The 25,603-nt window shown below is 44.3% G+C and carries 27 protein-coding genes; 22 read left to right on the top strand and 5 right to left on the bottom strand.

Annotated features, from left to right (window positions below):
* Positions 1-69: 69 nt before the first annotated feature.
* Together lplB and NF859_RS09970 are read left to right on the top strand one after the other, a co-directional pair.
* Positions 70-357: a lipoate-protein ligase small subunit gene (gene lplB, locus NF859_RS09975; protein ID WP_252744215.1), complete on the top strand. Its 288-nt coding sequence runs from the start codon at positions 70-72 to the stop codon at positions 355-357.
* A complete protein-coding gene (locus tag NF859_RS09970; protein ID WP_252744214.1) occupies positions 347-904 on the top strand; it encodes a stage II sporulation protein M in 558 nt (185 codons plus the stop codon). The genes lplB and NF859_RS09970 overlap by 11 nt, the downstream gene beginning before the upstream one ends.
* On the opposite strand, the gene NF859_RS09965 is transcribed toward NF859_RS09970, so the two are convergent.
* Positions 885-2,753, bottom strand: a complete 1,869-nt coding sequence (locus NF859_RS09965; RefSeq protein ID WP_252744107.1) for a hypothetical protein — start codon at positions 2,751-2,753, stop codon at positions 885-887. The genes NF859_RS09970 and NF859_RS09965 overlap by 20 nt on opposite strands.
* Positions 2,750-3,838: a DUF354 domain-containing protein gene (locus tag NF859_RS09960; RefSeq protein WP_252744106.1), complete on the bottom strand. Its 1,089-nt coding sequence runs from the start codon at positions 3,836-3,838 to the stop codon at positions 2,750-2,752. Before NF859_RS09960 ends, NF859_RS09965 begins: the two co-directional genes overlap by 4 nt.
* Positions 3,839-4,134: 296 nt before the next feature.
* Here NF859_RS09960 and NF859_RS09955 point away from each other — a divergent pair, with 296 nt between their 5' ends.
* Positions 4,135-5,421: a UDP-N-acetyl-D-mannosamine dehydrogenase gene (locus NF859_RS09955; RefSeq protein ID WP_252744105.1), complete on the top strand. Its 1,287-nt coding sequence runs from the start codon at positions 4,135-4,137 to the stop codon at positions 5,419-5,421.
* The gene (wecB, locus tag NF859_RS09950; protein ID WP_252744104.1) at positions 5,418-6,551 is read left to right on the top strand and encodes a non-hydrolyzing UDP-N-acetylglucosamine 2-epimerase; all 1,134 of its coding nucleotides are present in this window, start codon (positions 5,418-5,420) and stop codon (positions 6,549-6,551) included. Before NF859_RS09955 ends, wecB begins: the two co-directional genes overlap by 4 nt.
* Positions 6,552-6,566: 15 nt before the next feature.
* Here the strand turns inward: wecB and NF859_RS09945 are convergent, their stop codons facing one another.
* The 3 genes from NF859_RS09945 to NF859_RS09935 are packed head-to-tail and all read right to left on the bottom strand — an operon-like array spanning position 6,567 to position 10,717.
* A complete protein-coding gene (locus NF859_RS09945; protein ID WP_252744103.1) occupies positions 6,567-8,774 on the bottom strand; it encodes an alpha-amylase family glycosyl hydrolase in 2,208 nt (735 codons plus the stop codon).
* Between the two features lie 54 nt (positions 8,775-8,828).
* The gene (locus NF859_RS09940; RefSeq protein WP_252744102.1) at positions 8,829-9,413 is read right to left on the bottom strand and encodes a hypothetical protein; all 585 of its coding nucleotides are present in this window, start codon (positions 9,411-9,413) and stop codon (positions 8,829-8,831) included.
* Between the two features lie 47 nt (positions 9,414-9,460).
* Positions 9,461-10,717 carry a radical SAM protein gene (locus NF859_RS09935; RefSeq protein WP_252744101.1) on the bottom strand — a complete coding sequence of 419 codons (1,257 nt, stop codon included), beginning with the start codon at positions 10,715-10,717 and terminating at the stop codon, positions 9,461-9,463.
* A gap of 139 nt (positions 10,718-10,856) precedes the next feature.
* On the opposite strand from NF859_RS09935, the gene trpY reads away from it, so the two are divergent.
* From trpY to NF859_RS09845, 18 genes are all read left to right on the top strand, one after another.
* On the top strand, positions 10,857-11,357 hold the full coding sequence (gene trpY / locus NF859_RS09930) for a TrpY family transcription regulator (protein WP_087036341.1): 501 nt from the start codon (positions 10,857-10,859) through the stop codon (positions 11,355-11,357).
* Positions 11,358-11,619: 262 nt separating this feature from the next.
* On the top strand, positions 11,620-12,126 hold the full coding sequence (locus NF859_RS09925; protein ID WP_252744100.1) for a Na+/H+ antiporter subunit E: 507 nt from the start codon (positions 11,620-11,622) through the stop codon (positions 12,124-12,126).
* Complete coding sequence (locus tag NF859_RS09920; RefSeq protein WP_252744099.1) at positions 12,123-12,371, top strand: monovalent cation/H+ antiporter complex subunit F; 249 nt, start codon at positions 12,123-12,125, stop codon at positions 12,369-12,371. Before NF859_RS09925 ends, NF859_RS09920 begins: the two co-directional genes overlap by 4 nt.
* Positions 12,368-12,781, top strand: a complete 414-nt coding sequence (mnhG, locus tag NF859_RS09915; protein WP_004068078.1) for a monovalent cation/H(+) antiporter subunit G — start codon at positions 12,368-12,370, stop codon at positions 12,779-12,781. The genes NF859_RS09920 and mnhG overlap by 4 nt, the downstream gene beginning before the upstream one ends.
* Positions 12,774-13,049 carry a DUF4040 domain-containing protein gene (locus NF859_RS09910; RefSeq protein ID WP_004068079.1) on the top strand — a complete coding sequence of 92 codons (276 nt, stop codon included), beginning with the start codon at positions 12,774-12,776 and terminating at the stop codon, positions 13,047-13,049. Before mnhG ends, NF859_RS09910 begins: the two co-directional genes overlap by 8 nt.
* On the top strand, positions 13,043-13,756 hold the full coding sequence (locus tag NF859_RS09905) for a Na(+)/H(+) antiporter subunit B (RefSeq protein ID WP_087036346.1): 714 nt from the start codon (positions 13,043-13,045) through the stop codon (positions 13,754-13,756). Before NF859_RS09910 ends, NF859_RS09905 begins: the two co-directional genes overlap by 7 nt.
* Positions 13,753-14,094, top strand: a complete 342-nt coding sequence (locus NF859_RS09900; protein WP_004068081.1) for an NADH-quinone oxidoreductase subunit K — start codon at positions 13,753-13,755, stop codon at positions 14,092-14,094. The genes NF859_RS09905 and NF859_RS09900 overlap by 4 nt, the downstream gene beginning before the upstream one ends.
* Complete coding sequence (locus NF859_RS09895) at positions 14,091-15,575, top strand: proton-conducting transporter transmembrane domain-containing protein (protein ID WP_252744098.1); 1,485 nt, start codon at positions 14,091-14,093, stop codon at positions 15,573-15,575. The genes NF859_RS09900 and NF859_RS09895 overlap by 4 nt, the downstream gene beginning before the upstream one ends.
* Positions 15,572-17,425, top strand: a complete 1,854-nt coding sequence (locus NF859_RS09890) for a proton-conducting transporter transmembrane domain-containing protein (protein WP_004068083.1) — start codon at positions 15,572-15,574, stop codon at positions 17,423-17,425. The genes NF859_RS09895 and NF859_RS09890 overlap by 4 nt, the downstream gene beginning before the upstream one ends.
* 3 nt (positions 17,426-17,428) lie before the next feature.
* Positions 17,429-18,358 carry a respiratory chain complex I subunit 1 family protein gene (locus NF859_RS09885; RefSeq protein WP_252744097.1) on the top strand — a complete coding sequence of 310 codons (930 nt, stop codon included), beginning with the start codon at positions 17,429-17,431 and terminating at the stop codon, positions 18,356-18,358.
* Between the two features lie 10 nt (positions 18,359-18,368).
* Positions 18,369-18,956 (top strand): NuoB/complex I 20 kDa subunit family protein, encoded by a 588-nt coding sequence (locus NF859_RS09880; protein ID WP_252744096.1) that lies wholly within the window; start codon positions 18,369-18,371, stop codon positions 18,954-18,956.
* Positions 18,953-19,480: an NADH-quinone oxidoreductase subunit C gene (locus NF859_RS09875; protein WP_042697173.1), complete on the top strand. Its 528-nt coding sequence runs from the start codon at positions 18,953-18,955 to the stop codon at positions 19,478-19,480. Before NF859_RS09880 ends, NF859_RS09875 begins: the two co-directional genes overlap by 4 nt.
* Before the next feature lie 10 nt (positions 19,481-19,490).
* On the top strand, positions 19,491-20,666 hold the full coding sequence (locus NF859_RS09870) for an NADH-quinone oxidoreductase subunit D (RefSeq protein ID WP_252744095.1): 1,176 nt from the start codon (positions 19,491-19,493) through the stop codon (positions 20,664-20,666).
* Positions 20,667-20,671: 5 nt separating this feature from the next.
* On the top strand, positions 20,672-21,289 hold the full coding sequence (nuoI, locus tag NF859_RS09865; protein WP_252744094.1) for an NADH-quinone oxidoreductase subunit NuoI: 618 nt from the start codon (positions 20,672-20,674) through the stop codon (positions 21,287-21,289).
* A 60-nt stretch (positions 21,290-21,349) separates the two neighbouring features.
* A complete protein-coding gene (locus NF859_RS09860; protein WP_252744093.1) occupies positions 21,350-22,090 on the top strand; it encodes an N-glycosylase/DNA lyase in 741 nt (246 codons plus the stop codon).
* Between the two features lie 126 nt (positions 22,091-22,216).
* The gene (locus NF859_RS09855) at positions 22,217-22,873 is read left to right on the top strand and encodes a peroxiredoxin (RefSeq protein ID WP_289846489.1); all 657 of its coding nucleotides are present in this window, start codon (positions 22,217-22,219) and stop codon (positions 22,871-22,873) included.
* A gap of 138 nt (positions 22,874-23,011) precedes the next feature.
* Complete coding sequence (locus tag NF859_RS09850) at positions 23,012-24,724, top strand: 2-oxoacid:acceptor oxidoreductase subunit alpha (RefSeq protein ID WP_252744092.1); 1,713 nt, start codon at positions 23,012-23,014, stop codon at positions 24,722-24,724.
* Positions 24,721-25,593, top strand: coding sequence for a thiamine pyrophosphate-dependent enzyme (locus NF859_RS09845; RefSeq protein WP_252744091.1), 873 nt, complete (start codon positions 24,721-24,723; stop codon positions 25,591-25,593). Before NF859_RS09850 ends, NF859_RS09845 begins: the two co-directional genes overlap by 4 nt.
* The last annotated feature ends 10 nt before the right edge of the window (positions 25,594-25,603 follow it).

Below are 25,603 nucleotides of genomic sequence, written 5' to 3'. Positions count from 1 at the left end.
CTTATCACCTGCTTCTCATTTTTCATAAACCTTTAAAAACTACCCGCTTTAAATTTGTCTGTGATGGGCATGAGGAGGATAGGCGAGCACAAAGCCAAAAAGGGCCTTATAAGGTTTGAGATTGAAGAAGAGAGAGGCATTGCAAAGGATGTAAAGATCACTGGCGACTTCTTTATCTATCCTGAAGAAATTATCGGCGAACTTGAGAGTGCTTTAAAAGGAAAAAAGCTTGAGGAACTTGAGAAGGAGATAGAGGACTTCTTCGCAGTGAGACTGGACATTGAGATGCCTTACATAAACGTTGAAGACTTTAAAATTGCCCTCAAAAACGCTCTGCGTGGTGAAAATGAGGACTAAAATCTTTTATGCATTTCTTGGAATTTTCCTGGCTGGGGTTCTCTTTGGCATGGTGTTTTCCTTCTTAAGTCCAAATTCTGCGGAGAACCTATTCTCAAACCTCAGGCAGTTTTTTGGCGGGACTATAGGAGAAAATACTGACAAGTTCAGCCTTTTCAGCTTTATATTCCTCAACAACTCAAGGGTTGCGGTAATATGTGCCCTTGGTGGAGTCCTTTTTGGTATAGTTCCTGCAGGAATATTGTTCTTTAACGGCTTTATAGTGGGGATAGTTATTCAGTACTTCAATGCGCAGGGAGAAAGCTTGGCAAAGATTCTTCTCGCTATTATTCCCCATGGGGTGATAGAGATTCCGGCTTTTGCAGTTGCCGGGATGGGGGGAGTGGAGTGGTATCTTGAGATAATCAACGGAGAAGAAACCGTTGGAGAGAGGTTTTTAAAGGGATTTAAGAGGGCTATGAGAATGCTTGCATTAGCGCTTATAATGCTTCTAGCGGCGGCTTTTGTTGAGGCTTACATTACTCCGGCTATTGCTTCAGGCGTTTAAGTAGATATGCAAAAGCAAGAAATGCAACTATTGCTAAGACGGGCAAGGGAGTACTCTTGGGGTTTTCTTTTTCTCCTTCTGGAGTTTCTGTTATGAGCAAATCAACAGCTCCTCCGGAGAGGAGTTCCAGAGTTTGAAGCTTTTCTACACGGATGGTTCTTTTTTCTCCTGGTCTAAGGTCACCTATGTGATAGATCTTCCCATCTATCCTTAACGTCACGTTCTTTGAGTAGCTCTCTCCTTTCAGGAATTCACCGTTTGGCTTTGATATGCTCAAATCGTTTGATAGGAAGAGGCACCCAATCTGGTAAACTGCGCTACCGTTAAACTCTATTGCAATCTCCGCTATACCCTCTTCTGGCATGTTGAATACGTAGTAAAAAGGTCTCAATTCAGTGCTTACTTGGGCTAGACCTCCATAGATTCTTTCTTTTGTTCCAACTGCTACACAAGCGGGAGCGATCTCATTCCACGAACGGGAGCTTTTCATGCATAGACCTAAGGTATACCACCCTTTTTCTAGGGGAAGTTTGAGTTTAAGAAGTGCAGAGGAACTTAATGTGGTGAATATTAAAGATTCTTCTTGTTTTTTCAAAGTTCCGTTTACTGGAGTCCAAGCTAAGTTAGGGGAGAGATAATTTCTGAACTTTTTCCCCTTTACTGTAACTTCAAGCGGCTTCTCGTTCTTCAGGTAAATCACTATGGGGCGATCCTCAAGGAGTGTTAGCGATATTGGCGGTTTGGTCTCATTATATATCAACTTCAGGGCTTCCTCACGCGTAAAGAGTCTCATCCGCAGGTTGTTCATGTAGAGGTACTCTCCAGCTATATGGAGGGGATACAAAACGTGAGTGCCGTTTATCGCTCCACCGCCAATTCTCCTCCACGTTACACCGTCGAGAGAAATCCAGAGATAGTGGAGCCCTCTTTTCTTGTAATCTACACTTACAGCATAGTGGACTCCGGTTTTTGGATCCTTTAGGGCATCGTAGAACTTCATCTCATCATTATAATACTCTCCAAACCAAGTTGCGAGAGGCTTAAGCTCGTCTTTTTCTTTATTGTACTCAACTATCTGGGGAAAATTATCGCTGTAAAAGAGGACTCTTTTTTCATCATAAGTTGCTGCCAAAGGCCCGCTGTTCACTATGGTGTTTAGTATGTGGTTATTGGTGTTTCTAAACACCCACCTTCCGTTTTTGTATATATACAAGCCTCTATAAGGTGGATTGTCCCCAACGCCTATGTAGACAGTGCCATCGTAAGGATCTATGCTTACAAGATGAATGTGGCATCCGTTGTCTTTCACATTGTAGTGATCTTTTATGTCGAAGAAAACCTCAAAATGCTTACCATCGAAACTCCTGTAAACCTTTGCGCTGTTGGATTTGGCCCCGTATTCCCCTATAAGCAAAAATTCCTCGTTTCCTGCCCACGACCACCATATTGCATACTTGCCTTTGTCTAATCTTAAGACCTCTTCGAATTCTTCTCCGTTCTTCATGAATACACTCCCGTTAGCGTCTGAAAAGAAGAGAATTCCTTTCCAGAGATAGAGAGATTTGATCTCTGTCCTATGCTCAAATATAGGCTCCCACGTTATTCCATCCCTGCTTTTTAGGATTTTTCTCCTCTCGTGCCTCAGCTTTTTGTACTCGACTCCGTAAAGGTACCCCTCTGGGTCAGGGCCTACAACGTAGGTTACGGGAATCTCTTGGATATTCAGAGAAACAGCTTGGGGATTGTCAATTATCTTCCCAACCCCATGGATGTAGTATTCAAAAGCTTTGGTTGGAAAAGCGTAGAAGAGCAGGAGAAAAATAATAATCCCGATAACCTTGGTTCTCATCCTTTGTCCACCAGCTCCTCTGTGGAAATTTCCGAAGCAGGGAAGGTGCCGTACTCTTCATAGATTTCGATTTCCCTTAGGAAGACGTCTATTGGGTTCTCCATGGAGGCAATTATTCCTCTTATATGCTTTCTAAAGGCTCCATTCTTCCTCATGAGTTCCCAGGCCTTCTCAGAAACTTCTATCGGATCGGTAGAGTGGAACTTAATGCCGAGGCTTATAAGCCACCTTGTGATCGCCAAAAGCTTGCCCGGGTAAGTTGAAATGGTTGGAGTTCCTAAAGCCAAGGCCTCCCTGTTCATCGTTCCCCCTGCACCGATCATTAGCTTTGCATAGTAGAGGAGGGACAAGCTGTCCGTAACGTGCCCTGGAATTATGACGTTTTCAAAGTGTTCAAAGCGCTTCTTTTGACTTTCTGTTCTTGGGAATAAAACTATGGGGATATCTGGGAGCAGAGGGATTATATTTTCAAGAACGCTCTTCTCGGCGTCGCCGTTAAAGTAGTTAGCCTTTATGGGCTCGGTTCTCATTACAATGTAGCTGTGTGGAGATATGCCCAATTCTTTTAGGGGCTTTTTACTAGGGATAAAGCCATATACATGGGCCAACTCTGGTATGCCGTTTATTGGCTTGAGAGAATTTACATCTGCCCCGCATTTTATGAGCTCGTAAGCGTCTATGGCTTTGGGGTATATTAATCTCCTTGTGAAGGGCAGCATGAGCTTGTTGACCGCTATGGCGGTATCGTTGTCAGCAAATCCAATTGTTGGGATTCCCAATCCAAAAGCTACTCTTGGAGCTTCGGGAGAATTTTTATAGAGCGCCAAATCTGGTTTTTCTTCAATTATCAGCTTAGCAAGTTTGTATTGTCTCTCAACACTTGCTATAAGCTTTCCCTCAAGGGTTGATCCGCCATGCTTTCCTACAACGTAATAGTCTATTCCCAACATATCCAAGATTCCAGTTAGGCCGTCAAATTCCCTTGTGGTAACCAAAACTTCATGTCCTCTTTTTTCAAGCTCCCTGATTATACCCTTGAAGAAGTGAGCGTGAGGTGCATTGACAATATCTACCCATATCTTCACGGATTTCACCCATTATTATGGACAGCTTTGTCCATTAAAAGGGTTTCCGTAAAACGGTTTTCCTGCCTTTATTTTTCAAGTTACTCAAAAACTCTTTATTTTGTTAATCGTTTATTACGATTTCTGTTCATGAGAAAAGGTTTTATATTGGAGTAATCATGTAGAGATGCTAGGATAAACGTAGTTTATGAAAATTTTCTTGAGCTTGCTGGGAAATCTTTGAGATTACCACTCGAAATTGTTTCGTGGAAAAACCTTAAATTTTGGTGCTCAATCTTTCTTCTTGGTGAGAATCCATGAGAGAGAAAATAATAGACAGAAGTGCAGAAATCGCTGTCATAGGTTTGGGTTATATCGGTCTTCCTACGGCAATTATGTTTGCCAATGCTGGGTTCAAAGTAATAGGATATGAAATAAGGGAAGAAGTAGTGAAAAAGGTAAACTCAGGGAATTCCCACATAATCGAGCCGGAAATAGAAGAGATGCTAAAGAGAGCAATTGAAAATGGAAATTTGAGAGCTACTTCAGATAAAAAGGAGATAGCGGGCAAGGATGTCTACATAATATGCGTCCAAACCCCTTTGAAGGAGGACAAAACTCCAGACTTGAGCTATCTCGAAAACGCCGTTAGAACAACTGCTGAATCTATGAAGAAGGGTTCTCTTGTGATTATAGAGAGCACCGTTCCCCCTATGACGACTCTAAAGATGGCGAAGCTTATAGAGGATCTGACGGGCTTCAAAGCTGGGGAGGACTTCTATATGGCTCATGCTCCTGAGAGGGTCATGCCCGGCAGAATATTTAAGGAGCTCGTTTACAACTCCAGAATAATTGGGGGGATAAATGAAGAAAGCTCCGAACTTGCTGAGCTTTTGTATAGGGCATTTGTAAAGGGTCAAATTTTTAAAACAAACTCAACCACAAGCGAAATGGTAAAGCTAATGGAGAACACTTTTAGGGATGTAAACATAGCTCTGGCTAACGAATTCGCTTTCCTCGCTCACCAGTATGGGGTCAATGTTTTTGAGGCAATAGAGCTGGCCAACACTCATCCGAGGGTTAAAATCCATATCCCGGGAATTGGTGTTGGAGGCCACTGTTTGCCGAAAGACCCATATTTGCTCCTCAGTTCTGCAAAAGAAGACTTTGGATTGATAAAGAAAGCAAGAGAAATCAATGAAGACATGCCTCTCTTTGCAAAGGACCTTCTTATGGATTCCTTAAAGTTGATTAATCTTCCACCAGAAGAGGCTGTAGTGGTGGTACTGGGGCTGTCTTACAAGGGCAATTCAGACGACACCAGAAATTCTCCATCTCTTAAGTTCATTGAGGAGATAAAGGAGGTTGTTGCTGAAGTGAGAACCTATGATCCCTACGTTGAGGGAACTCATGGGAGTCTTGAGGAGGCTTTAAAGGGAGCAGATGCAGCTGTCATAGCAACAGACCATTCGGAGTTTAAGAGTTTAGACTGGCAAGCCCTTGGAGCCCTTATGAGAAACAAAATACTCATAGACGGAAGGCATGTCGTAAAAGAGCCTCCGAAAGGATTTATATTCAAAGGGATCGGGAGGGGCGAGTATTGAAACCGGCGTTTGTCTTTGGTACAAGGCCGGAAATAATAAAACTTGCTCCTGTGATAAGGGCATTCGAAAGGAGGGGCATTGAGCCGCTAATAGTCCACACGGGACAGCACTACGATTACGAGATGAGCAAGATTTTCTTAGAAGAGCTCGAGCTACATAGAATCGATTACCATCTCGAAGTGGGTTCTGGAACCCAAGCTTATCAAACGGGAATGGCAATGATAAAGATAGAAGAAGTTCTTATGAAAGAGAAGCCCGATGTTACCTTGGTTCAAGGAGACACAAACACAGTCTTAGCTGGAGCTTTGGCGAGTGTTAAGCTTAAAATTCCCGTTGCACACGTTGAAGCAGGCTTAAGAAGCTTTGACAGGACAATGCCTGAGGAGATAAACAGAATTCTAGCTGACCACGCGAGTGAAGTTCTTTTTGCCCCGACTGAGGAGGCAAAGAAAAATCTTGAGAAAGAGGGCATCATTGAAGGGGTTTACGTGGTTGGAAATACAATAGTCGATGCGGTTCTCCAAAACTCGGAGATAGCCGAAAGGAAAAGCAGAATTTTGGAAACTCTTGGATTAAAACCAAAGGGATATGCCGTTTTAACAGCTCATAGAGCTGAGAACACCGACAGCGAGGAGAACCTTAAAAAACTCGTGGAAATAATCGGTTCTCTTCCAATAGTTGTGGTATATCCTGTCCACCCGAGAACTGAAAAAAGGTTAAAAGCCCTTGGATTGTGGGAAAAACTGGAAGCAAAGGAGCACGTCATTCTAACAAAACCTCTGGGATACCTTGACTTTTTAAAACTGCAGAAAAATGCTAGGTTTGTTTTAACAGACTCGGGTGGGATTCAGGAAGAGAGCATAATCCTTAGCATCCCATGCCTAACCCTACGGTATAATACAGAAAGGCCGGAGACAATAAAAGCGGGAGGGAACGTTTTAGTCGGTCTTGAGAAGGATAGGGTTCTTTATTATGTCGATAAGCTCTTAAACGATGAAGAGTTTTACAGCAGGATGGCAAATGCTAAGAATCCTTTTGGAGATGGAAAGGCTGGCGAAAGAATTGCTGAAATACTTATCGGTCTTTACGAAAAGGGAGAACTTAGGGTGAAGAGTTCGAGGTTTATTTAAAAATAAAAAGAGAACCTAGCTTTTCACAAGCACCAAAACTTTTAACCCGGGGACGGTTAACTTCCCTTCGTATGTTTTATCCCCATTTGGCCACACCTCTTTCCATTTGCCCGGAGGAAGAGAGATATCTGTGTCTTTTGGAGCGTTGTTAGCGATTACAAGGACTTCATTATCGTGCCCTCTAAAGAACGCCAGTACTCCTTCTTTTGCGGTGTAAAACTTTATTTTGCTGCTTGTTAATGCTGGAACGCTTTTTCTCAAATCTGCAAGGCCTTTGTAGTGATCTAAAACTTCTTCATTCACCGTATCCCACTGTATTGGGTACCTCTGTGAATCGAAGTGCTCCTTATTTCCAAGGAGACCCCGTTCGTCCCCTTGAAAAGTCACAGGCATGCCTGGAAGCGTGTAAAGGAGTGTTGAGAGAAGTTTTAGCCTCTGAATAGCTTCTGGCTTAGGTGTATCTCCTAAATTCCCACCTCCAAGGTCGGTGAGGACTCTCGATGTGTCGTGGGAGCTTACCAGATTAAAGCCCATGGCAACGACGTTTTCCCCATAGCTTGCATAGTATCTGCCCAAAAGCTCGAGTGTTCTTTCTCCATTCCAGTCCCCTCTTGCGTAAGCTAGAAGGATGTCTCTTCCTAGGGCGTAGTTCATAAGAGAGTCAAACATATTCCCCTGAACCCATTTTGGAGATAATGACCAGATTTCTCCAACTATATACGCATTTGGATGCTTTTCTTTGACGGCTTTCCTTAGCTCGGAGAAAAATTCCTCGCCGTTTATGAGCTCCTGCGGAGCATCTATTCTAATCCCATCAAATCCAAAATCGAGCCAGTAAAGAGCGGCTCCTATTAGGTATTCCTTGACCTCTGGGTTAGCGGTGTTGAGCTTTGGTAAACTCCCAAGTCCCCACCATCCTAAATAGGCCTTTCCATCACCCAATTTGAAGGGCCATCTTTGCACAAAGTACCAGTTCCAGTAGGGGCTTTTCTTCCCCCTTGATGCGACATCTAGGAAGGCCCAATGTCCGATTCCGCTGTGGTTGGGGACAAAGTCGAAGATAATCTTGATACCTCTCTTATGGGCTTCTTCAATAAGGGTCTTTAAGTCTTCCTCGCTCCCAAACTGTGGATCAAGGCGATAGTAGTCGTATACATCGTAGCCGTGAGCGCTTCCAGCTAAAAAGATTGGGTTTAGGTAGATAACAGTAACTCCAAGTTCTTGGAGGTAATCGAGCTTTTCGATTATTCCCTTTACGTCTCCACCAAAGTACTGGTGGCAGCAGTGGAGTGGACCTATGGGATCACTCCAATTTGACAGGACGGGTTTTTTATCCGTGAGTTCATTAAACCAGAGCTCGTCGTTTTGGAGGGCTAAGGGATCATTGCTCGGGTCACCGTTGTTAAAGCGATCTGGGAATATCTGGTATCCTATTCCTTTGCTCACCCATTCAACCTGGGGGAACCTGTTTACCCCATCGAATGTAAAGAAGGGATTGGTGGAGGTATTGAGAAGAAGAACGTCTCCATCTTTCGTCGTAAGCCTAAAGTAATATTTAATTGGCTTCACTTCCTGAATTTCAGCCCTCCACACTTCTCCAGAACCCCACCAAAGCTGGCGCTCCATCTCGTATTCTCCATTGGAGGTTATGAGAAGGGCTGATTTTATCTGGTTGGGATGTATTTTGAACCTGATTACCGTCCTATTATCGGCGATTGATAGATATGCGGGATTTTTGGTGTCATGCTCTATTCCCGGACCTTTTTCGCCTTTTACGATTTTGACAGCATTTTTTCCGCCAAAGCCGTCATCAACGTAGCTATCTGCCGTTGGATCTACAGCGGACATATCCTTTATCCATTCGCCATCCACAAAGAACTTGTATTCGTATCTACCAGGTTCCAAGCACACGGAAATTGTCCATACTCCATTCCCTTTTTTCATTGGCCACTCTCCCCAGTCATTGAAAGTTCCGCGTAAGCTAACAGAGGTGACATTCTCCCCCTGTGGATTATAAGTGAAAGTTACAGGGACTTTTCCTGGAGGGCAAGTGTCTTTGGTTTCTTCATTGAGGTAAATCGTATTGTAGTTGCCTTCTGGAAGGGTTAGAGTTTGTTCAGTAGTTTGAGGAGTACTTTGTTGAAGACATCCAGAAGCTATTATTCCTATTATGAGAATTACCATCACTACCCCAGAGAGCCTTCTCTTCATATTGTGTATCACCGATAGTGATTATTCTGGAGATATATTAAAGTTTTGTTAAGTGGAGAATTAAGATTAGTTTGGACATTCTATATTGTCGAGAGCAATTTTTTGCACCCTGTTGACTATAGTGGCCGCTGCTTGCTTGAGCAGATACCTCTGGTATCCCATGAAGCTCATTAATCCCTTGGAGTTGTCGTTCACTATTATCTCTCCCGAAGCCTCGACTTCAGAATTGTTTATTATGAAGGTAATAAACTCCCGTTCCTTGTCCGTGGCGTTTTCGTACCTTAGATAGTGACTTGGATCGCCGGTGCTGGAATAGATGAAGCGCACTTTTTCACTGCCTTTTGAGAAGAACGGGGTGTATGTGATGTTTACTTCTTCAACCCACACCGCTAAAAATTGCCCGTTGCACTTTGTAGGGGAGTCAAGCATTACAACATTTTCTCCTCTGGCTCTTAATTCGTCTGCTACAATCTTTCCAAAATTGGAATTTGGGTAGATGCAAAAGCCATCTTTGACGGTTACGTTTCCACAGGATCTCCCCGCTCCTACTGAGGCTCCACTTTCTGTTTTTGACTTGATAAATGCAAAATTCCCAAAAATAAAAGCTACGATTATTATTCCAATAAGTGCGGCAATATATGAACGCTTCATCTAACTCTCCCAAAGATCTGATTAGAGCTAGAAATTAATAAATTTTTCTAAACAGGAGTCCCAACGTAGATTCCGTGCCTTGTTCTCACTATTTTGACCTTAATTTCCTCGCCAACTTTTGCGTTCGTGTTTATTATCTCTATTAACCTGTTCCTTGCAGTTCCGAGCATTTCTCCTTTGATTCTTCCCGGGAGGATGACTTTTACTTTAACAACTTCTCCGATGTGGAACTGTAGGGGAATAAACCTTCTCCTGTGCATCCCAAAGTGTTCGGGCCTTAAGACAAGCGGTCTCATCCCGGTTTTTTCTTCAAGGCTTCTCAGCCATGTGTAAAATTCTTTAAACGACAGAAACTTCACTGTGGGATGTCTCCCAAACTTGTAGGGGACGTAGTTCTGGAAGCCCAAAGCAGGCCATCTTTTCCCAGCACCAATTTTTCTTGCAAACTCTATAAATGCCTCCGCTTCATTGTCGTTTATCCCAAAAATTATTACCGGAGCCAAAAGAACGTCAATCCCGGCATTTACAAGTGCCTCGGCCATCTCCAAAACATGGTTGAGATCATAATTTTTCATTCCCATTAACATTTTTGCCTTTTCGGGGTCGAGGGAGTGAATTGAGAGGTTTACCCTGTCAAGTCCCGCCTCTGCCAACTCTTCAACTAGCCTATCGTTTAGCAACACCCCATTGCTCTGCATCGAAATTACACTAACGTTTGGGTTTTCCCTAAGCCCCTGGACGAGCTCTACAATGAACGGATATAGCAGAGGTTCCCCTTGCCCATCTAAATGGGCTTCCAGACCTTTGCCCTTAAACCTGGCAACCTCATCGAACCATTTCAGCAGATAGTCGATATCAACAACGTAGTCGAGAAGCCGAGTTCTTGAGTATGGTCCTTCATCAACGGAGCAGAAGATGCATGAGACATTACACCCAGTTGAGCCTCTGATCTGGATTAGATTCGTTCCCCTATCTATTAGACCAAATCCATTATATCCCAAAAGAGGCACTTCCATCCCTTCGTGGATGTATATCACTTTCCTTCTCGTGTACTTGCTTTTTAAAAATTCTCCGATGTGGCTCTGAATGAAGAAGGCAATGAATTTTTCAATCTCTTCGTTTTCCATATTCACTACAAGATATCCGTCCTCAACGTGAATTTCGGGTTTAATTCTAAATTTTCTTCTAATGGCCTTTTCAAGGAGGGCTTTTTCAAAATCAGCATAGAGGGTGTTTCTCCAGATTAATCTTATGCTATTGTCAACTTCCTCGAAATACGAATTTGGAAGCTTTATTCTCATCACGTTCCCTTTAATGATACGGTCTTTTAAAATTTTAGCAAAATTTATAAAATATAATTGGACACAGTTCTGCATGGAAACATTTTAATACTTTTGTAGCAAATGGTCTAATGATGAACTATTATGAACAGGGGTGGGGAAAATGTGGGGCAAACTCGAGCACTACTTTGATGAGTATCCAGTCAGAAAACAAATAGCAAAACTGTTATTGAAATATGGTCTCAAGGTTTCGGATGATATGAAAATAAAATGCGGCAACATAGAAGTTCCATACACAAAAATAGCCAAAGCCCTTGATGTAGACAGGAGGGTTGTCAAAGAAACTGTTGCTATGATACTAAAAATCCCAGAGCTTAGAGAGGTGTACACGAACCTCGAACCCACAGTTCACATGAAGTTCGTCGGAAGGCATGTCGGCTATGGGGTCATAGAGATAGAGCCCGAGCCAAGAGCCATAGGGATACTGGCAAAGATAGCATCAAAGATTGCAGAGAGGGGAATAAACATTGTACAGGTTGTTGCAGAAGATCCGGAGCTTTATCCAGAGGCAACTTTAACCATCATTACTGAGAAGCCTATTCCTGGGGAACTGATAAATGAACTATCGAAGCTTGAGGGTGTTAAGCGTATTTCCATTTACTGAGCTCTCTTTTAACTTATTATCTTGATGTACACATTAGGGCATAATCTTAATACGATTTGTCAGTATTTGCTTTTAATTTTTGTACAATTTGGGTGTATAATTTTTCTTTTTGTTAAATTTGGGAAAGCAAGTTTTTATTTGTTTAACCATTGGTTTTTAACCTTTTGGTGTTTTGATAAGGTTTATAAATATCAATCCCCCAATAAAGGTTAGAAACGTTAGGTGTAAAAAATTTCAACCTTGGCTTGTGGAGGGTTGTTAAATGGGAGAAGCAAGCAAGATAAGCCGATACATCTATACCGTTTTGATATTGTTTATTATTTGGTTGTTTTTAACCAGCAGCCTTGATCCTCAAGAACTCACCATTGGAGCGATATTTTCATTAGTGGTTGGAGCGCTGACCTACGAAGTTTTTACAGAGAGAGGCTTAGGAAACCTTAATCCAAAAAGGGTGCTGTATTTCATAGCGTACATACCCTACTTCCTTTGGGCAATGATAATGGCAAATCTAGATGTTGCATACCGTGTTTTGCACCCAAAAAGACCAATAAACCCAGGAATTGTTGAATGTAAAACAACACTCACCAACAACGTTGGAAAGCTGACCCTTGCCAATTCAATAACCTTGACTCCGGGTACAATTACTCTAGATGTTAAAGGCGATCGCTACTTCATCCACTGGATTGATGTTAAAGACAAAAGTATAGAGGGAGCTTCTGAGAACATAACAAAACCTTTTGAAAAATTCCTGAAGGTGATCTTCGAATGATAGAGGTCTATCTAATCCTAATTGCCCTTGCTGTTGTTTTAAGCATGTACAGATTTTTCAGAGGACCAACGACAGCCGACAGAATAGTTGCGGTAGACATAATGACCACTTTAACCACCGGGCTGATGGTGCTGTTTGCCCTCTACTACAGGAGAGCGATATTCCTTGACGTGGCGTTAGTTTATGCAGTTCTTGCTTTCGTTGGAGTTATATCCTTCGCCAGATACATGGAGGGAGGTCTATGAGCGTTGCCTCAATAATTGGCCAAGCCCTTGTGCTCTTTGGAACTTTCTTCTACGTGCTCTCTTCATTAGGTCTCATTAGAATGCCTGATGTTTACAACAGAATGCAAACTGCAACCAAGAGCGCTACATTGGGATCCCTTGGCGTTATAATCGGAACTGGAATATGGGCCATTGGAGAAGTGGGAAGTTACTCTTGGATTCCAAAGACTTTGATAATTGCCGTATTTCTGCTCCTCACGAATCCAATAGCGGCACATGCATTAATCAGAGCTGCTTACAAGAGTGGAGTGCCTTTGTGGGAGGGCAGTATTGTAGACAGGTACAAAGAGGCAGAAAGCTCCTTGGAGCGAGTAGAGGAAATAAAGGAGAAGTTAGAAGAACCTTCACAGGAGGTTGAGACGAATGAGTGACTGGGTTGCTATTTTTATAGCCGCTCTTATGGTAATCTCCGCAATCTTCGCAGTTGAATGGAGAGACCTTTTGGCAGCGGTAGTTGGAATGGCTGCAGTAAGCTTATTCGCCTCAATAGCCTTCTTCTTCCTTCAAGCACCGGATGTAGCTATGGTTGAGGCAGCTATAGGAGCCGCTTTGAGTGCTGCAGTTTTCATCTTCGCAATAAAGAGAACCGAGAGATACGAGAGTGAGGAAGAAGGCACAGGATGGTGGGTGAGATGGTGAAGCGTATCCTTGCCATAGTTTTCATCTTGATAATAGGTTTCTGGATGGCAAAGGCCCTCGATCAAGTTCCCTTCGGCGAAGATAGAATGCTCGTAGGCAAATACTACCTCGAGCATGTTAAGGAAGAGACTGGGGCAGTAAACGCTGTAACCGCTGTGGTCGTTAACTACAGAGGTTTTGATACTCTAGGAGAAGTTACCGTGCTATTCATAGCTTCCACAGGTGTTGCCGCCCTTCTATGGAGAAAGAAGAGGAAGAGAACGGCAAAAACAGAGGGAAGCGTTGTTTTAACAACTGGTGCAAGGCTTCTTTTACCGTTCATAATGCTCTTTGGAGCCTACATCTTTATCCATGGACACCTGACTCCGGGTGGAGGATTCCCCGGTGGGGCAACAATCGCAACAGCGTTCCTATTCCTCTACTTGGCTTTCACAGTCTACGAAATAGATCACAAAATCTTTGAACCCCTTGAAGGTCTCGCCGGTGTTGGCTATGTTACGGTTGGCCTTATAGGTTTGGCAATAGGCGGCTACTTCCTCTTTGACTGGATATGGCAAACATGGGGAATCGGAAAGGAGAACATTGGAAGGCTTTTCAGTGCGGGGTTCATACCAATAATCTATACCCTAATTGGGATAAAGGTCGGTACTGAACTTACTGGAATTGTTGACAACATGGTTAAAGAGCCCGAGGAGGGAGGGCAATGAACCCGTACTACTTTGCTTCAATCGCATTAATCCTTATTGGATTTTACGCAGTATTGGCAAAGAGAAACGTCCTTAAGATGCTCGTTGGGCTTAGCATAATGGAAACTGGGGTTAACTTACTGCTCATAAGCGTTGGCTATGTTAGCGGGAGAAGTGCACCCATACTTAGCGAGGGAATAACCCCAGACAAGGCTGTAGATCCAATCCCCCAGGCTTTGGTTCTTACAGCAATAGTTATTGGTGTTGCAACAACTGCAATGGCCTTGAGTGTTGTTATAAACCTCTACGAGAAGTACAAGACCCTTAACGTAGAAGAGATAAGGAGGTTGAGGGGATGAGTCAGTACGCTTCACTCCTCATCGCGTTACCGTTGTTTAGTGCATTCTTCATTCCAATACTCAAGAGAATAAGTAAAAATGCAGTAATGCCATTCTTGGCTTTGGTGACGTTAATACAAAGTGGAATTGCCGCTTTAGTGTTCAAGGAAGTTTACACAACAGGAAAACCAATAATAGTCATGGCCGGTGGATTTAGGCCTCCTGTTGGAATCAATCTTTATATAGGACACTTTGCAGCACTCTTCGTCTTAGTTATTGCAGTTGCCAGCTTTCTAATGGCAATCTTTAGCATTAAAGCCGTTAGCGTTGAGCCAAAGGACAAATACGCAATGTTGTTCTTGCTTCTCATGCTCGGTGCAACCGGTATGATTTCCACTGGAGACATCTTCAACCTCTTCGTCTTCATGGAGATCACTGCAATAAGTGCTTATGCATTAACCGCTTACAATAAAACCGGAGAAGCGAGTGAAGCTGCTCTAAAGTACGTTGTCCTCGGAGGAGTTGGCTCAAGCTTTTTCCTCGTCGGCATCGCCTTGATTTACGGAAGCCTCGGAACACTCAACATGGCTCACATTGCACAATTGGCACATTTAATTAACCCCACTGCTGCTAAAGCTGGACTGGCGTTGCTTATCTTTGGATTGGCAGTTGAGGCAGAGCAGTTCCCACTTAACGCCTGGGCGCCTGATGCGTATCAAGAAGCCCCACACCCAGTGACGGCAATGTTTTCCGCCTTTGTCGTTAAAGCCTCTCTCTATGCAATTGGAAGGATTCTGTATATTCTCAGTGCCGCAGAAGGGTGGAGCTCAATCCTAAGGTTGCTGATAATCTTGGGAACCCTCACTGTTATTATAGGCGAGATGAGTGCGTTAAGGCAAAGCAATGTTAAGAGAATGTTTGCCTATTCCAGTATAGCCCAAGTTGGTCTGATTGCCGTGGGCTTAGCCTTAGGAACAGCAAACGGTGTAAGCGCAAGCGTATTTCATATGTTTAATCACGCAATAGTTAAAGCCCTTATGTTCTTGGCAGTTGGCTATGTTGCAGTGGAGCTTGGAGGGGCAGAGATGGACAAATTTGAAGGATTAGGCAAGAGAATGCCAGTAACTGCGTTTGCAATAACCATTGGTGCGATAAGCATCATTGGGGTACCACTCTTCAACATCTTCTGGAGCAAAATGCAACTTATCCTTGCCGCGTTAAATGCTCAGTACACTTGGGTGGTCGCACTGATCTTGGGTGCAAGCTTGGTGGAGGCTACCTATTATATAAGGCTGATACACACAATATGGTTCAAGGGAGAGGGCGAGAAAGTGAAGGAAAACAGCGTGCTAGCATTGGTGATGCTCTTGCTGGTGGCGTTGATAATAGTCATTGGAATCTATCCAGAGCCATTCTGGAATGTTATGCAGAAAGCTGGAAATGATATCTTCAACGTTGCCCAATATGTTAAGAACGTTCCTCTAATGGGGGTGAACCCATGAACGAACTTGCCTTAGTTATATTTGCTCCCCTAATAGCTGGTGCTCTGGCGTGGCTCATTGACATGAAAGGCATTAGAGAGATCCTTGGTGTTTTAGGAGCTGGGGTTTCACTCGGATACACCGCTCTGCTATACCAGAAGACAGGCGAAGGCCTTAGCTTTGTCCTCAACTTGGGCGTCTTTAAGCTGACCTTTGCTCTAAACACACTGAACTGGTTCTTCCTAGGAATAGGTGCCTTGGTAGGATTTTCGGCAATCCTTGCCCTAGTATCTACGGGTAGAGACAGCTATGAATGGTTATTTGCGTTAATGAGCCTCAGCGGAGTACTTGGAGTGTTCCTCGCAAACGACCTTATGACTTTCTTCATCTTCTGGGAGATAATGACCTTTGCGAGCTTTATGATGGTTCTCCACTACAACAGAGCTGCATCACTTAAGTACTTCCTGCTGAGCGTCTTTGGAGCATATGCGATGCTTATTGCACTGGGAATGATTTACGCAAAGCTCGGCACGTTTGACTTTGCCCAGATACAGCAGGCGATGTACAAAGAAGCTTATGCAGCGGCTTTTGGAGCAGATACGGTTTTCAGCAAAGGAGAGAGTGCCCTTATATACCTGCTCTTCCTAATTGCGTTTGGAGTTAAAGCGGGAATGTTCCCACTCCACGTGTGGGCGCCCGATGCTTACTCCGAGACTAACCAGAGCTATACAGCGATGTTCAGCGGAGTTCTAAGCAAGGCTGGAGTTTACGGCCTTGTAATGCTCTACATCCTTATGGGGACTCGCCTAGCGATTGAGCTTGGAGGGTTTAGAAGCACGACAAAGTTCGGATATATAATAGCCTTCCTCGGTGGCTTAACAATAATTGTCGGTGGTCTTTTGGCAGCTCTCCAAGAGGACATAAGAAAGCTCTTCGCTTATTCAAGTATAAGCCAAATTGGCTACATACTAGTTGGTATAGGAGTGGGCACGGCTTTAAGCATGCAAGCTGCCCTCTTCCACGCTCTAAGCCACGCACTCTTTAAGGGATTGTTCTTCCTCATAGTTGCTACAATTGTCTACCGCACAGGCAAGACGACCTTTGCGGACATGGGAGGATTGGCTGAGAAGATGCCCTTCACCTTTGCAATGGCATTCGTGGCGATTTTAAGCTTAGCTGGAATACCCCCACTTGTTGGGTTCGCGAGCAAGTGGGTGCTCTTTGAGGCGGTTATAAGCCAAAATCTCCCAATACTTGGTGGCATGGTCTTCTTTGGAAGTGCAATAGGTTTCGTTTACCTAATAAGATTCACATATGCGGTGTGGTTTGGACAAAGACCAACCGACCTTGACGACACCAAGGACGCCCCGCTACCAATGGCGATAGCGATGGCGATATTGGCATTGTTCAACGTTGTCTTGGGTATAGCTCCGGGATTAGTTGCTAGAGAACTCAACAAAATATTTGGAAAGGAAGTTATCGGCGGAAACCTCTTTGTACTTGATTTAGGCTTTGGAAGATACAACGCATTGGCAATACTCATCTACCTTATAGTAGGTATCATAATCGCTGGAATAATCTACTTCCTTGGAGCAAAGGTCAGAAAAGTCCCGGTCACAGATACCTACCAATCTGCTAACCCCGTTACAATGGAGTACAACCTAACCATAAGGAGGAACTTCTTCCTTCCACTAAAAGAGGCCCTTGCCTTCTGGCTCAGAATAAGCTTCGATAAGCTTTATCGGGACATAGGGGCATGGGTTGAGGACTTGGCCGAGGTTTTGAGGAGCTATATTTACAATGGAAGCGCCCAAAGCTACGCGTGGTATCTGGCAATAATCTTGCTAATCCTTGCACTGTGGGGGGTGTGAAGAATGATTGAAACCGCTTTGAAGGCTTTCCTAATTTTAATTTATGCGACCTTTGTAGGGTTCATGTTCATGGGAATAATCAGAATAGTTACGGCAAGAATTCACAGGAGAGTTGGACCCCCGATTTACCAGCCCATCCTTGATACAATAAAGCTTCTCTCCAAGAAGAGCAACATAACCCACGGTTTGATCTACGACTTCGGCGTAATCTACGCTTTAGGAGCGACAATATTGGCTTTGATGTTCATTCCACTTGGCAGCATTGGAATCCTTAGAGCCTATGGTGATCTAATCCTCATCACTTTCCTCCTCGAAATCCCAATGCTGGGAATAATGTTTGCAGCAATGAGTTCAGGAAACCCCTATGCAGGCATTGGTGCCCAGAGAGCACTGCTCACACTTTTAGCAATTCAAGTACCTCTAGGATTTGCTATAGTTGCCTTGGCTGAATTTTACGGAACTTTCAGCACCTACGAAATAGTCATGGCTCAGCAGACAATGGGGTGGAGCATAATTCACCTTCCGCTGTTGCTGGCAGCGATAGCTTATGACATCGTTCTGCAGGCAATGTTCGGAAAAGAGCCATTCGACATAATGATTGCCCCAGGTGAGATTTCCCTTGGACCGATGGTAGAGTTCGGCGGCAAGCACATGGGGATACTGCAGATACAGCACGCCATAGCATTATTTGCAGAAACGTTGTTCTTCAGCAACATATTCCTTGGAGGAGCCGTCGTTACAGCGTTCTCAAGCCCAATACTCAACACAATAGCAAGCTTGGGAATACTCCTTATTAAGCAGGTAGCCGTGTTATTAGTGGCGACCTTCATGGGCGCACTGTTCCCGAGGTTTACCATAGACCAAGCGGCAAAGTTCTACTGGAAGTGGCCCACAATTATAGCGGCTCTTGGAGCTATCTTAGCAAGTCTGTGAGGTGGTAGAGATGGTAGATTGGAGGTTGTATGAACCGCTCATCAACTTTGCGAGAAAGAGAAGCATGTGGATTGTTGCATTTTGTACGGGATGTGGGGGTATAGAGATGCCCCCATTAATGACCTCTAGATATGACCTAGAGCGTTTCGGTATGATGCCTAATCCAGCGCCGAGAATGGCCGATCTCTTCCTCATTACCGGTTATGTAACTCCAAAGACACTCAAGAGGATAATCATAACCTATGAGATGCAGCCCGACCCGAAGTACGTCCTTGCCCACGGTTCATGTCCCCTTAATGGCGGCATTTACTGGGACGCTTACAACGCAATAAAGCACCTCGATAAGTACATCCCGGTGGATGTGGCAATAGCCGGTTGTATGCCGAGGCCAGAGGCTGTAATGGATGGAATAAAGAAGATGATGGAATTGATCGAGACGGGCAAAGCCGATGGATGGAAGCGCTATAAGGAAAACTACGAGTACTACAAGAAGAACCAAGACGAGCTCTTTGGCGAGGGCTGGAGAGAGAGAACCGCGAGAAGATGGATACCCTGGCTTATGAACAAGAAGAAAGAAATCGGGGGAGGAAAGCAATGAGCCTTGAAAAAGAGCAGGTAATCGTAGATACCATACTCCAAAAAGCACCATACGCAGAGGGAAAGGTTAGAAGGCAGAGAAGAATAGAGTTCAAGATTCCAGCTGACAGGATAAGGGACTTTCTTACTCTCCTCAAGGAAAACAACTTTGAGTCAATGATGCAGATAACGGCGGTTGATTGGCCAAAGGACGGCGAGATAGAGCTTGTTTACCAGATGTGGAGCTACACATATGCAGTTCATGCCTTTGTAAAGACGAGGATTCCAAGGGACGTTGATAAAGCAAAGGTTCCAAGTGTTAGGGACATTTATCCAGCTGCAGAAACCTATGAGAGAGACGCTCATGAATTCTACAAGGTAACCTTTGAAGGTAACGATAAGCTTGAAATGCCGTGGATTCTCGAAGATGAGGACAGAGAAGCTGGGGTTTCTCACAGGAAGGACTTTGACATGCTTAGCTATGTCAAGAGGAAGTACAAACTGCTCGATAGGTTTGAAGAGGATAAGGAGAACTATGTGATCTGAGGTGAGAAAGATGGTTTCACAACAAGAGTTGATTAGAGAAGCGAGAGAAAATGGGATGGAGCTTTTACCCCTTGAGAAGGACACTTACGAGTTGTTCTTTGGGCCACAGCACATGGCCACCGAGAACTACAGCCTAATCCTTAAAATGGATGGTAACAGGGTAGTCAAAGCCATAGCTAACCCAGGATTCCTCCACAGGGGTTTTGAAAAGCTTGCCGAATATAGGCCTTGGTATACCAACATAGCTCTCCTCCTTAGAATATGTGTTCCTGAGCCGGATGTGCCGGAGGCAATCTACTCAATGGCCGTGGACGAGCTCATGGGATGGGAGGTTCCAGAGAGAGCTCAATGGATCAGGACAACAGTCCTCGAGATGGCGAGGGTTAGTGCTTACCTGTTCTGGACTATGGGAATGGCGTTTAAGCTAGGTGTTTATACCGCTGGACAGTGGGCTGCCGCTTATAGAGAGAGGTTCATGGCGCTCTTCGAGCAGCTTACTGGAGCAAGGGTTTACCACATCTATACAATCCCCGGGGGAGTTAGGAGAGACATACCCGGAGACAAGTGGTTAAGGCAGCTGAAGGACACTGTGGAGTATCTAAAAGACAAGCTTAAAGACTTTGACAACGTCCTATTCGAAAACTACATCACATTCAAGAGGCTTGAAGGAATTGGGGTTATGGACAAGAAATTTGCCTTGGAAGAAGGCGTAACCGGGCCAAACCTCAGAGCGACGGGAGTTAGAGCTGATGTTAGAAAGCTCGACCCATATCTCCTTTACCCAGAACTTGATTTCGAGGTGCCAGTGCTTAGAGAGGGAGACGCGTTGGCAAGAGCTCTCGTAAGAAGGTTTGAACTTGAACAGGATCTCTACATCCTCGAACAGCTCCTTGAAATGGGGCCGCCGAGCGGACCCTATAAGGTAGAGCATGCTGGCTTCAAGGCTCTTCCAAGGTTTAAAGTTCCAGCTGGAGACGCTTACGCTCACGTGGAATCAAGTAAAGGGGACTTTGGAGCTTATGTCGTGAGCGATGGAGGAAACAAGCCTTACAGGGTTCAGATAAGAGGCCCAAGCATAGCCCACGGAATCAGAGTGATAGAGCAACTTTTAGTGGGAGCAAGGTTAGCAGACGTGCCCGTGATTTTGGTGAGCCTTGATAACTGCCCACCCGATATAGATAGGTGATAAAAATGGAGAGCGCAAAGCAGGTTGAATTTAAAGTTGCCCCTGAAGAGAAAGTCAAGAAGAAACCTTCATTCCTCAAGCCATGGCTTGGGCTTAAGTATCTCTTCAAAAAGCCCGTCACCATTAAGATCCCCTATGAACAAACGCAAATAGCCGAGAAGTATAGGGGGTTCCACACGCTTAACTGGAAAACGTGCATAGGCTGTAACATGTGTGGCCAGATATGTCCTGCAAGGGCAATAGAGATGACCTGGATAGAGGGAGAAAAGAGACCCCATCCTAAAGTAGACTACGGACGCTGTACTTTCTGCCAGTTCTGTGTTGATGTGTGTCCAACGAATGCCTTAGGCTATGTGGAAAACTACATCCTCACAACCGAGTGGAAAGAGGAAGAGCTCGAGCTATTTGACTGGGTTCCCCTGCCAGAGGAGAAAGTAAGGAAGTTCAAAGACTACAGGCATCCCTTAGCTAAGATAGAGCACCTCGAGGAGGGTAAAGTTAGATACATCTTGAGGGATGGTGACGTTGTAGAGTTCAGGATTCTCGGCTATGGCCTCAAACCACCGGCAAAGCCCAAGCCACCCGAGAAGAAAGAAGCTAAAGAAGAAAAGAAAGCCGAGTAACCTCTTTATTTTTTCGCAAATTCTATAAGGCTCTACTCCCTTTTCTTTTTGGTGGGAAAATTGAAAGTTGAAGCCCTCAAGAACATTCTTAAAGAACTCGGTATTGAATGCGCTAGAACCATCGAGGAGAAGGTTGACCTGCAGTTTTCAGCTTTGGAGAACCTTTACAAAAACCTTAATGATGATGAGCTCTTTCTCAAGCTTGTGGTAGCCAATTCAATTGTTAGCTATCAGCTTTCTGCTAAAGGAGAACAATGGTGGTGGGAATTCTCGAGGTACTTTTCAAAAAACCCTCCAAAAGGCATCGTAGCGGCTTACTCCGAATTTTTGCCAAACTCAAAAACCAACAGGAGATTAATCCAGCCGAAGTTAAATCGTCTTAAAAAGCTGGAGCCTTTTTTAAGCTCCCTAACGATGGAGGATTTAAGGGATTACTATCACAATATGCTGAGATTTCGGGATCATTTGGCAAGGGTCATGAATTCAAAGGAAGATGCAAAAACCATTGTTTTTGCTGTAAAAATGTTCGGCTATGCATCAAGGATAGCTTTCAAAGAGTTCATTCCCTATCCAATGGAAATCGACATCCCAAAAGACTTCAGAATCGAAAACTACACAAAAAGATTTACATCCGAGGAGCCAGTAAAATTCTGGAGAAAAATTTCGAGGGAAGTTGGTGTGCCGCCCCTCCACATAGATTCTATCCTCTGGCCCGTACTTGGAGGAGATAGAAGGGTCATTGAGAGACTGAAAAAGCACTGTGAAAAATCCGAGCTAGTTTTACAACTTGTGTCTCTTTGAGTTATTCTTTCGAACTTAAAGATGGGAACGTCGCTGAACTAATTAGGGTTTCTGAGTTTTGTTAGGAAAACCGAAAGTTTTATATATTCGAACTTTAAAAGTTTCATATGAAAACAAAATGAGGTGATGGAGATGGTAGCTATCGGTGAAAAGTTTCCAGAGGTTGAGGTAAAAACAACCCACGGGGTAATAAAGCTTCCAGACTACTTTGCAGAAAAGGGCAAGTGGTTCTTGCTTTTCAGCCACCCAGCAGATTTCACTCCCGTCTGTACTACCGAGTTCTACGCTCTACAAAAGAGAATTGATAAGTTCAGAGAACTTGGTGTTGAGCCTATAGGACTCAGCGTTGACCAAGTATTCAGCCACATCAAATGGATGGAATGGATCAAGGAGAACCTCGGTGAGGAAATAACTTTCCCAGTTATCGCTGACGACAGGGGAGACTTGGCTGATAGACTCGGCATGATACCGAGTGGTGCAACAATAACAGCCAGGGCGGTCTTTGTGGTTGATGACAAAGGCGTTATCAGGGCAATAGTCTATTACCCAGCCGAAGTTGGTAGAGATTGGGACGAGATTTTAAGGCTCGTCAAGGCTCTAAAGATAAGCACAGAAAAGGGAGTTGCTTTGCCTCACAAGTGGCCCAACAATGAGCTTATAGGTAACAAAGTCATTGTCCCACCAGCTAGCACAGTTGACCAAGTTAAAGAACGCGAAGAGGCCAAAGCCAAGGGCGAGATAGAGTGCTACGACTGGTGGTTCTGCTACAAGAAGCTTGAATGATCTCTTTTCTTTAACTTTGTCTTTTTTCCCAGAGTTTGTTTGCTTTCTTCATTGTTAGGGCTTTGGAAGAAAATTATATAAACCTAATCCACAAACCTTATTATGACGAAAGTCGAACTTTATTGGAAGTGATGGCATATGGTCGAGTTTAAGGAAGATGTTTCTATTGTTTTGGGTGGTGCAGCAGGTCAGGGAATTCAGACAGTTGAAGAGATTCTTACAAGGGTTTTGAAGCTTTCTGGTTATAACGTCTATGCAAACAAAGAGTACATGTCGAGGGTTAGAGGTGGTATAAACACCACCGAAATCAGAGTATCATCAAAAAAGGTAAGAGCATTTGTAAGGAGAATCGATATCTTAATCCCGTTCAAACGTGGAGTTCTTCCTTGGGTGGAAAAGAGGCTCACAGAGAACACAGTGGTTTTGGGCGAAAAGGAAAACGTTGAGGAGGAATACCTCAGCAGAGTAAACTTTGTTGAAGTGCCTCTCAATGAAATGGCAAAAGAAGTTGGCAGTCCTCTGTATTTAAACACAATAGCAGCGGGAGTTGTGGTTGGACTCTTCCACGGGGACTTTGAGGTTCTTGAGGAATATCTGAGAAAAAGATTTGGCAGCAAAGGAGAAGAGGTTGTGTTAAAAAACATTGAAGCCGCTAGGAAAGGTTATGAGCTTGGAGTAAAGCTGTGTGAAGATGGAACAATTGGGATTGAGGTTAAAAGAGACGAAAACGTTAAGAAAGAGGTTCTTTTAAGCGGCACCGAGGCTGTAGCCTTGGGTGCAGTTGCGGGGGGAATGAACTTCTTGAGCTTTTATCCCATGAGCCCCTCCACAGGTGTTGCCGTCTTTTCTGCCCAGCATGCCGAGGACTTTGAAATAATAGTGGAGCAGGTAGAGGATGAGATAGCTGCAATAAACATGGCTCTGGGAGCATGGTTTGCCGGTGCAAGGGGAATGGTAACAACCTCGGGAGGCGGCTTTGCCTTGATGAGCGAAGCCCTAAGCTTAGCTGGAATGGCAGAAAATCCAGTGGTAATACACCTTGCTCAAAGGCCGGGGCCTGCTACAGGTTTGCCCACAAGAACAATGCAAGGCGACCTGAACCTTGTTCTTTATTCTGGCCATGGTGAATTTCCGCGCATAGTTCTCGCGCCAGGGAGCATTGAGGAGGCTTTTTACCTTACGGCAGAGGCTTTCAATTTAGCGGACAAATACCAAGTGCCTGTGATAATCTTAACGGATCAATACTTTGTCGATACCTACTACAACCTTCCAGAGCTTGATCTAAGCAAAATTAAGGTGGAAAAGTACATTGTGGAGAGCGATGAGGACTACAAGAGGTACAAGCTCACCGAAGATGGCATTTCTCCAAGGAGCATTCCCGGATACGGAAAGGGTGTTGTGGTGGCTAACGGAAACGAACACGACGAGTGGGGAGACATAACCGAAGACGAGGAACTTTCAAGGCTGATGCAGGAGAAAAGGGCAATAAAGAAACTTGAAACAATAAGGAAAAATGCCATGATGCCAGAACTTGTGGGGAGAGAGGATGCAAAATACGTCATTGTCGCATGGGGTTCAACCTACCATGTGATAAGAGAAGCCCTCGAAGTTCTCAACAGGGAAGACATAGCGTTTCTGCACTTTAAGTGGGTGTATCCTCTGCCCGAGAAGGTTAAAGGTCTCTTGGAAGGCAAAGTGATAATAGACATCGAGCAAAATGTTACAGCACAGTTCGCAGAGCTTTTAAAGAAAGAGTTTGGAGTAGAAGTGCATCACAAGATTTTGGAGTATGATGGGAGGCCCTTCTCCGTTGAAGAGATTCTTGATGCTCTTAAGGAGGTGTTAGAATGATCTCTCCGCTTATTTTTGAACCCGAAAGACCCGGAAGCAAGGACATAGCCTGGTGTCCCGGGTGTGGAAACTTCGGTATTAGAAACATCTTGAGGTCTGCTTTTGCCGAGCTCAACCTAAGGCCGCAGGATGTTGTCATAATAAGTGGAATTGGCCAAGCTGCAAAGATGCCCCACTACATAAACGTTAACGGCTACCATACCCTTCACGGTCGTTCAATTCCAATAGCTACAGCTGTTAAAGCTGCAAATCCATCTTTGACGGTAATAGCGGAGGGTGGAGATGGAGACATGTACGCTGAAGGAGGCAACCACCTTCTCCATGCCATAAGAAGAAACCCAGACATAACGGTTTTAGTCCACGACAACCAGATTTATGGTTTGACTAAAGGCCAAGCTTCTCCCACAACAATGCTGGGGATGAAAACTCCTACTCAACCTTGGGGAGTCTTTGAAGAGCCATTCAACCCAATAGCCTTGGCAATAGCCCTGGATGCATCTTTTGTAGCAAGGACTTTCATGGGATACTTCAAAGAGAGCGTGGAGATAATCAAAAAGGCCATCCAGCATAAAGGATTAGCCATAGTAGACATCTTCCATCCATGTGTGAGCTTCAACAAGGTGAACACCTACGAATGGTATCGCGAGCACACTTACTGGATGAAAGACCACAACCCGTACGATAGGGAGGAGGCATTTAAGAGAGCTATAGAGAGCGATCCCCTCCCGCTGGGAGTGTTCTACATCCACGAAAAGCCAACCTTTGAAGAGCTGGTTCCAGCTTATAAAAGGGACAAAACACCGCTGTGGCAGAGGAATCCTAAGCTTGAAGAAATTGGAAAAATTTTGGAGGCTAAGAGAACGTTTTGATTTTTTAATA

The sequence above is a fragment of the Thermococcus alcaliphilus genome (assembly GCF_024054535.1).
GTDB lineage: Archaea > Methanobacteriota_B > Thermococci > Thermococcales > Thermococcaceae > Thermococcus_A > Thermococcus_A alcaliphilus.
Note: the sequence above shows the minus strand (reverse complement) of the source record. Positions and strands in the feature narration are given on the sequence as shown.

Bases quoted from the DNA above. Each gene is read 5' to 3' on its own strand.
- NF859_RS09925 (WP_252744100.1), top strand. From the start codon at position 11,620: ATGGGAGAAGCAAGCAAGATAAGCCGATACATCTATACCGTTTTGATA.
- NF859_RS09845 (WP_252744091.1), top strand. From the start codon at position 24,721: ATGATCTCTCCGCTTATTTTTGAACCCGAAAGACCCGGAAGCAAGGAC.
- nuoI (WP_252744094.1), top strand. From the start codon at position 20,672: ATGGAGAGCGCAAAGCAGGTTGAATTTAAAGTTGCCCCTGAAGAGAAA.
- NF859_RS09885 (WP_252744097.1), top strand. From the start codon at position 17,429: ATGATTGAAACCGCTTTGAAGGCTTTCCTAATTTTAATTTATGCGACC.
- NF859_RS09940 (WP_252744102.1), bottom strand. From the start codon at position 9,413: ATGAAGCGTTCATATATTGCCGCACTTATTGGAATAATAATCGTAGCT.
- NF859_RS09855 (WP_289846489.1), top strand. From the start codon at position 22,217: ATGGAGATGGTAGCTATCGGTGAAAAGTTTCCAGAGGTTGAGGTAAAA.
- NF859_RS09870 (WP_252744095.1), top strand. From the start codon at position 19,491: ATGGTTTCACAACAAGAGTTGATTAGAGAAGCGAGAGAAAATGGGATG.
- NF859_RS09920 (WP_252744099.1), top strand. From the start codon at position 12,123: ATGATAGAGGTCTATCTAATCCTAATTGCCCTTGCTGTTGTTTTAAGC.
- NF859_RS09910 (WP_004068079.1), top strand. From the start codon at position 12,774: ATGAGTGACTGGGTTGCTATTTTTATAGCCGCTCTTATGGTAATCTCC.
- NF859_RS09890 (WP_004068083.1), top strand. From the start codon at position 15,572: ATGAACGAACTTGCCTTAGTTATATTTGCTCCCCTAATAGCTGGTGCT.
- NF859_RS09970 (WP_252744214.1), top strand. From the start codon at position 347: ATGAGGACTAAAATCTTTTATGCATTTCTTGGAATTTTCCTGGCTGGG.
- trpY (WP_087036341.1), top strand. From the start codon at position 10,857: ATGTGGGGCAAACTCGAGCACTACTTTGATGAGTATCCAGTCAGAAAA.
- NF859_RS09905 (WP_087036346.1), top strand. From the start codon at position 13,043: ATGGTGAAGCGTATCCTTGCCATAGTTTTCATCTTGATAATAGGTTTC.
- NF859_RS09895 (WP_252744098.1), top strand. From the start codon at position 14,091: ATGAGTCAGTACGCTTCACTCCTCATCGCGTTACCGTTGTTTAGTGCA.
- NF859_RS09965 (WP_252744107.1), bottom strand. From the start codon at position 2,753: ATGAGAACCAAGGTTATCGGGATTATTATTTTTCTCCTGCTCTTCTAC.
- mnhG (WP_004068078.1), top strand. From the start codon at position 12,368: ATGAGCGTTGCCTCAATAATTGGCCAAGCCCTTGTGCTCTTTGGAACT.
- lplB (WP_252744215.1), top strand. From the start codon at position 70: ATGAGGAGGATAGGCGAGCACAAAGCCAAAAAGGGCCTTATAAGGTTT.
- NF859_RS09850 (WP_252744092.1), top strand. From the start codon at position 23,012: ATGGTCGAGTTTAAGGAAGATGTTTCTATTGTTTTGGGTGGTGCAGCA.
- NF859_RS09880 (WP_252744096.1), top strand. From the start codon at position 18,369: ATGGTAGATTGGAGGTTGTATGAACCGCTCATCAACTTTGCGAGAAAG.
- NF859_RS09955 (WP_252744105.1), top strand. From the start codon at position 4,135: ATGAGAGAGAAAATAATAGACAGAAGTGCAGAAATCGCTGTCATAGGT.
- NF859_RS09900 (WP_004068081.1), top strand. From the start codon at position 13,753: ATGAACCCGTACTACTTTGCTTCAATCGCATTAATCCTTATTGGATTT.
- NF859_RS09875 (WP_042697173.1), top strand. From the start codon at position 18,953: ATGAGCCTTGAAAAAGAGCAGGTAATCGTAGATACCATACTCCAAAAA.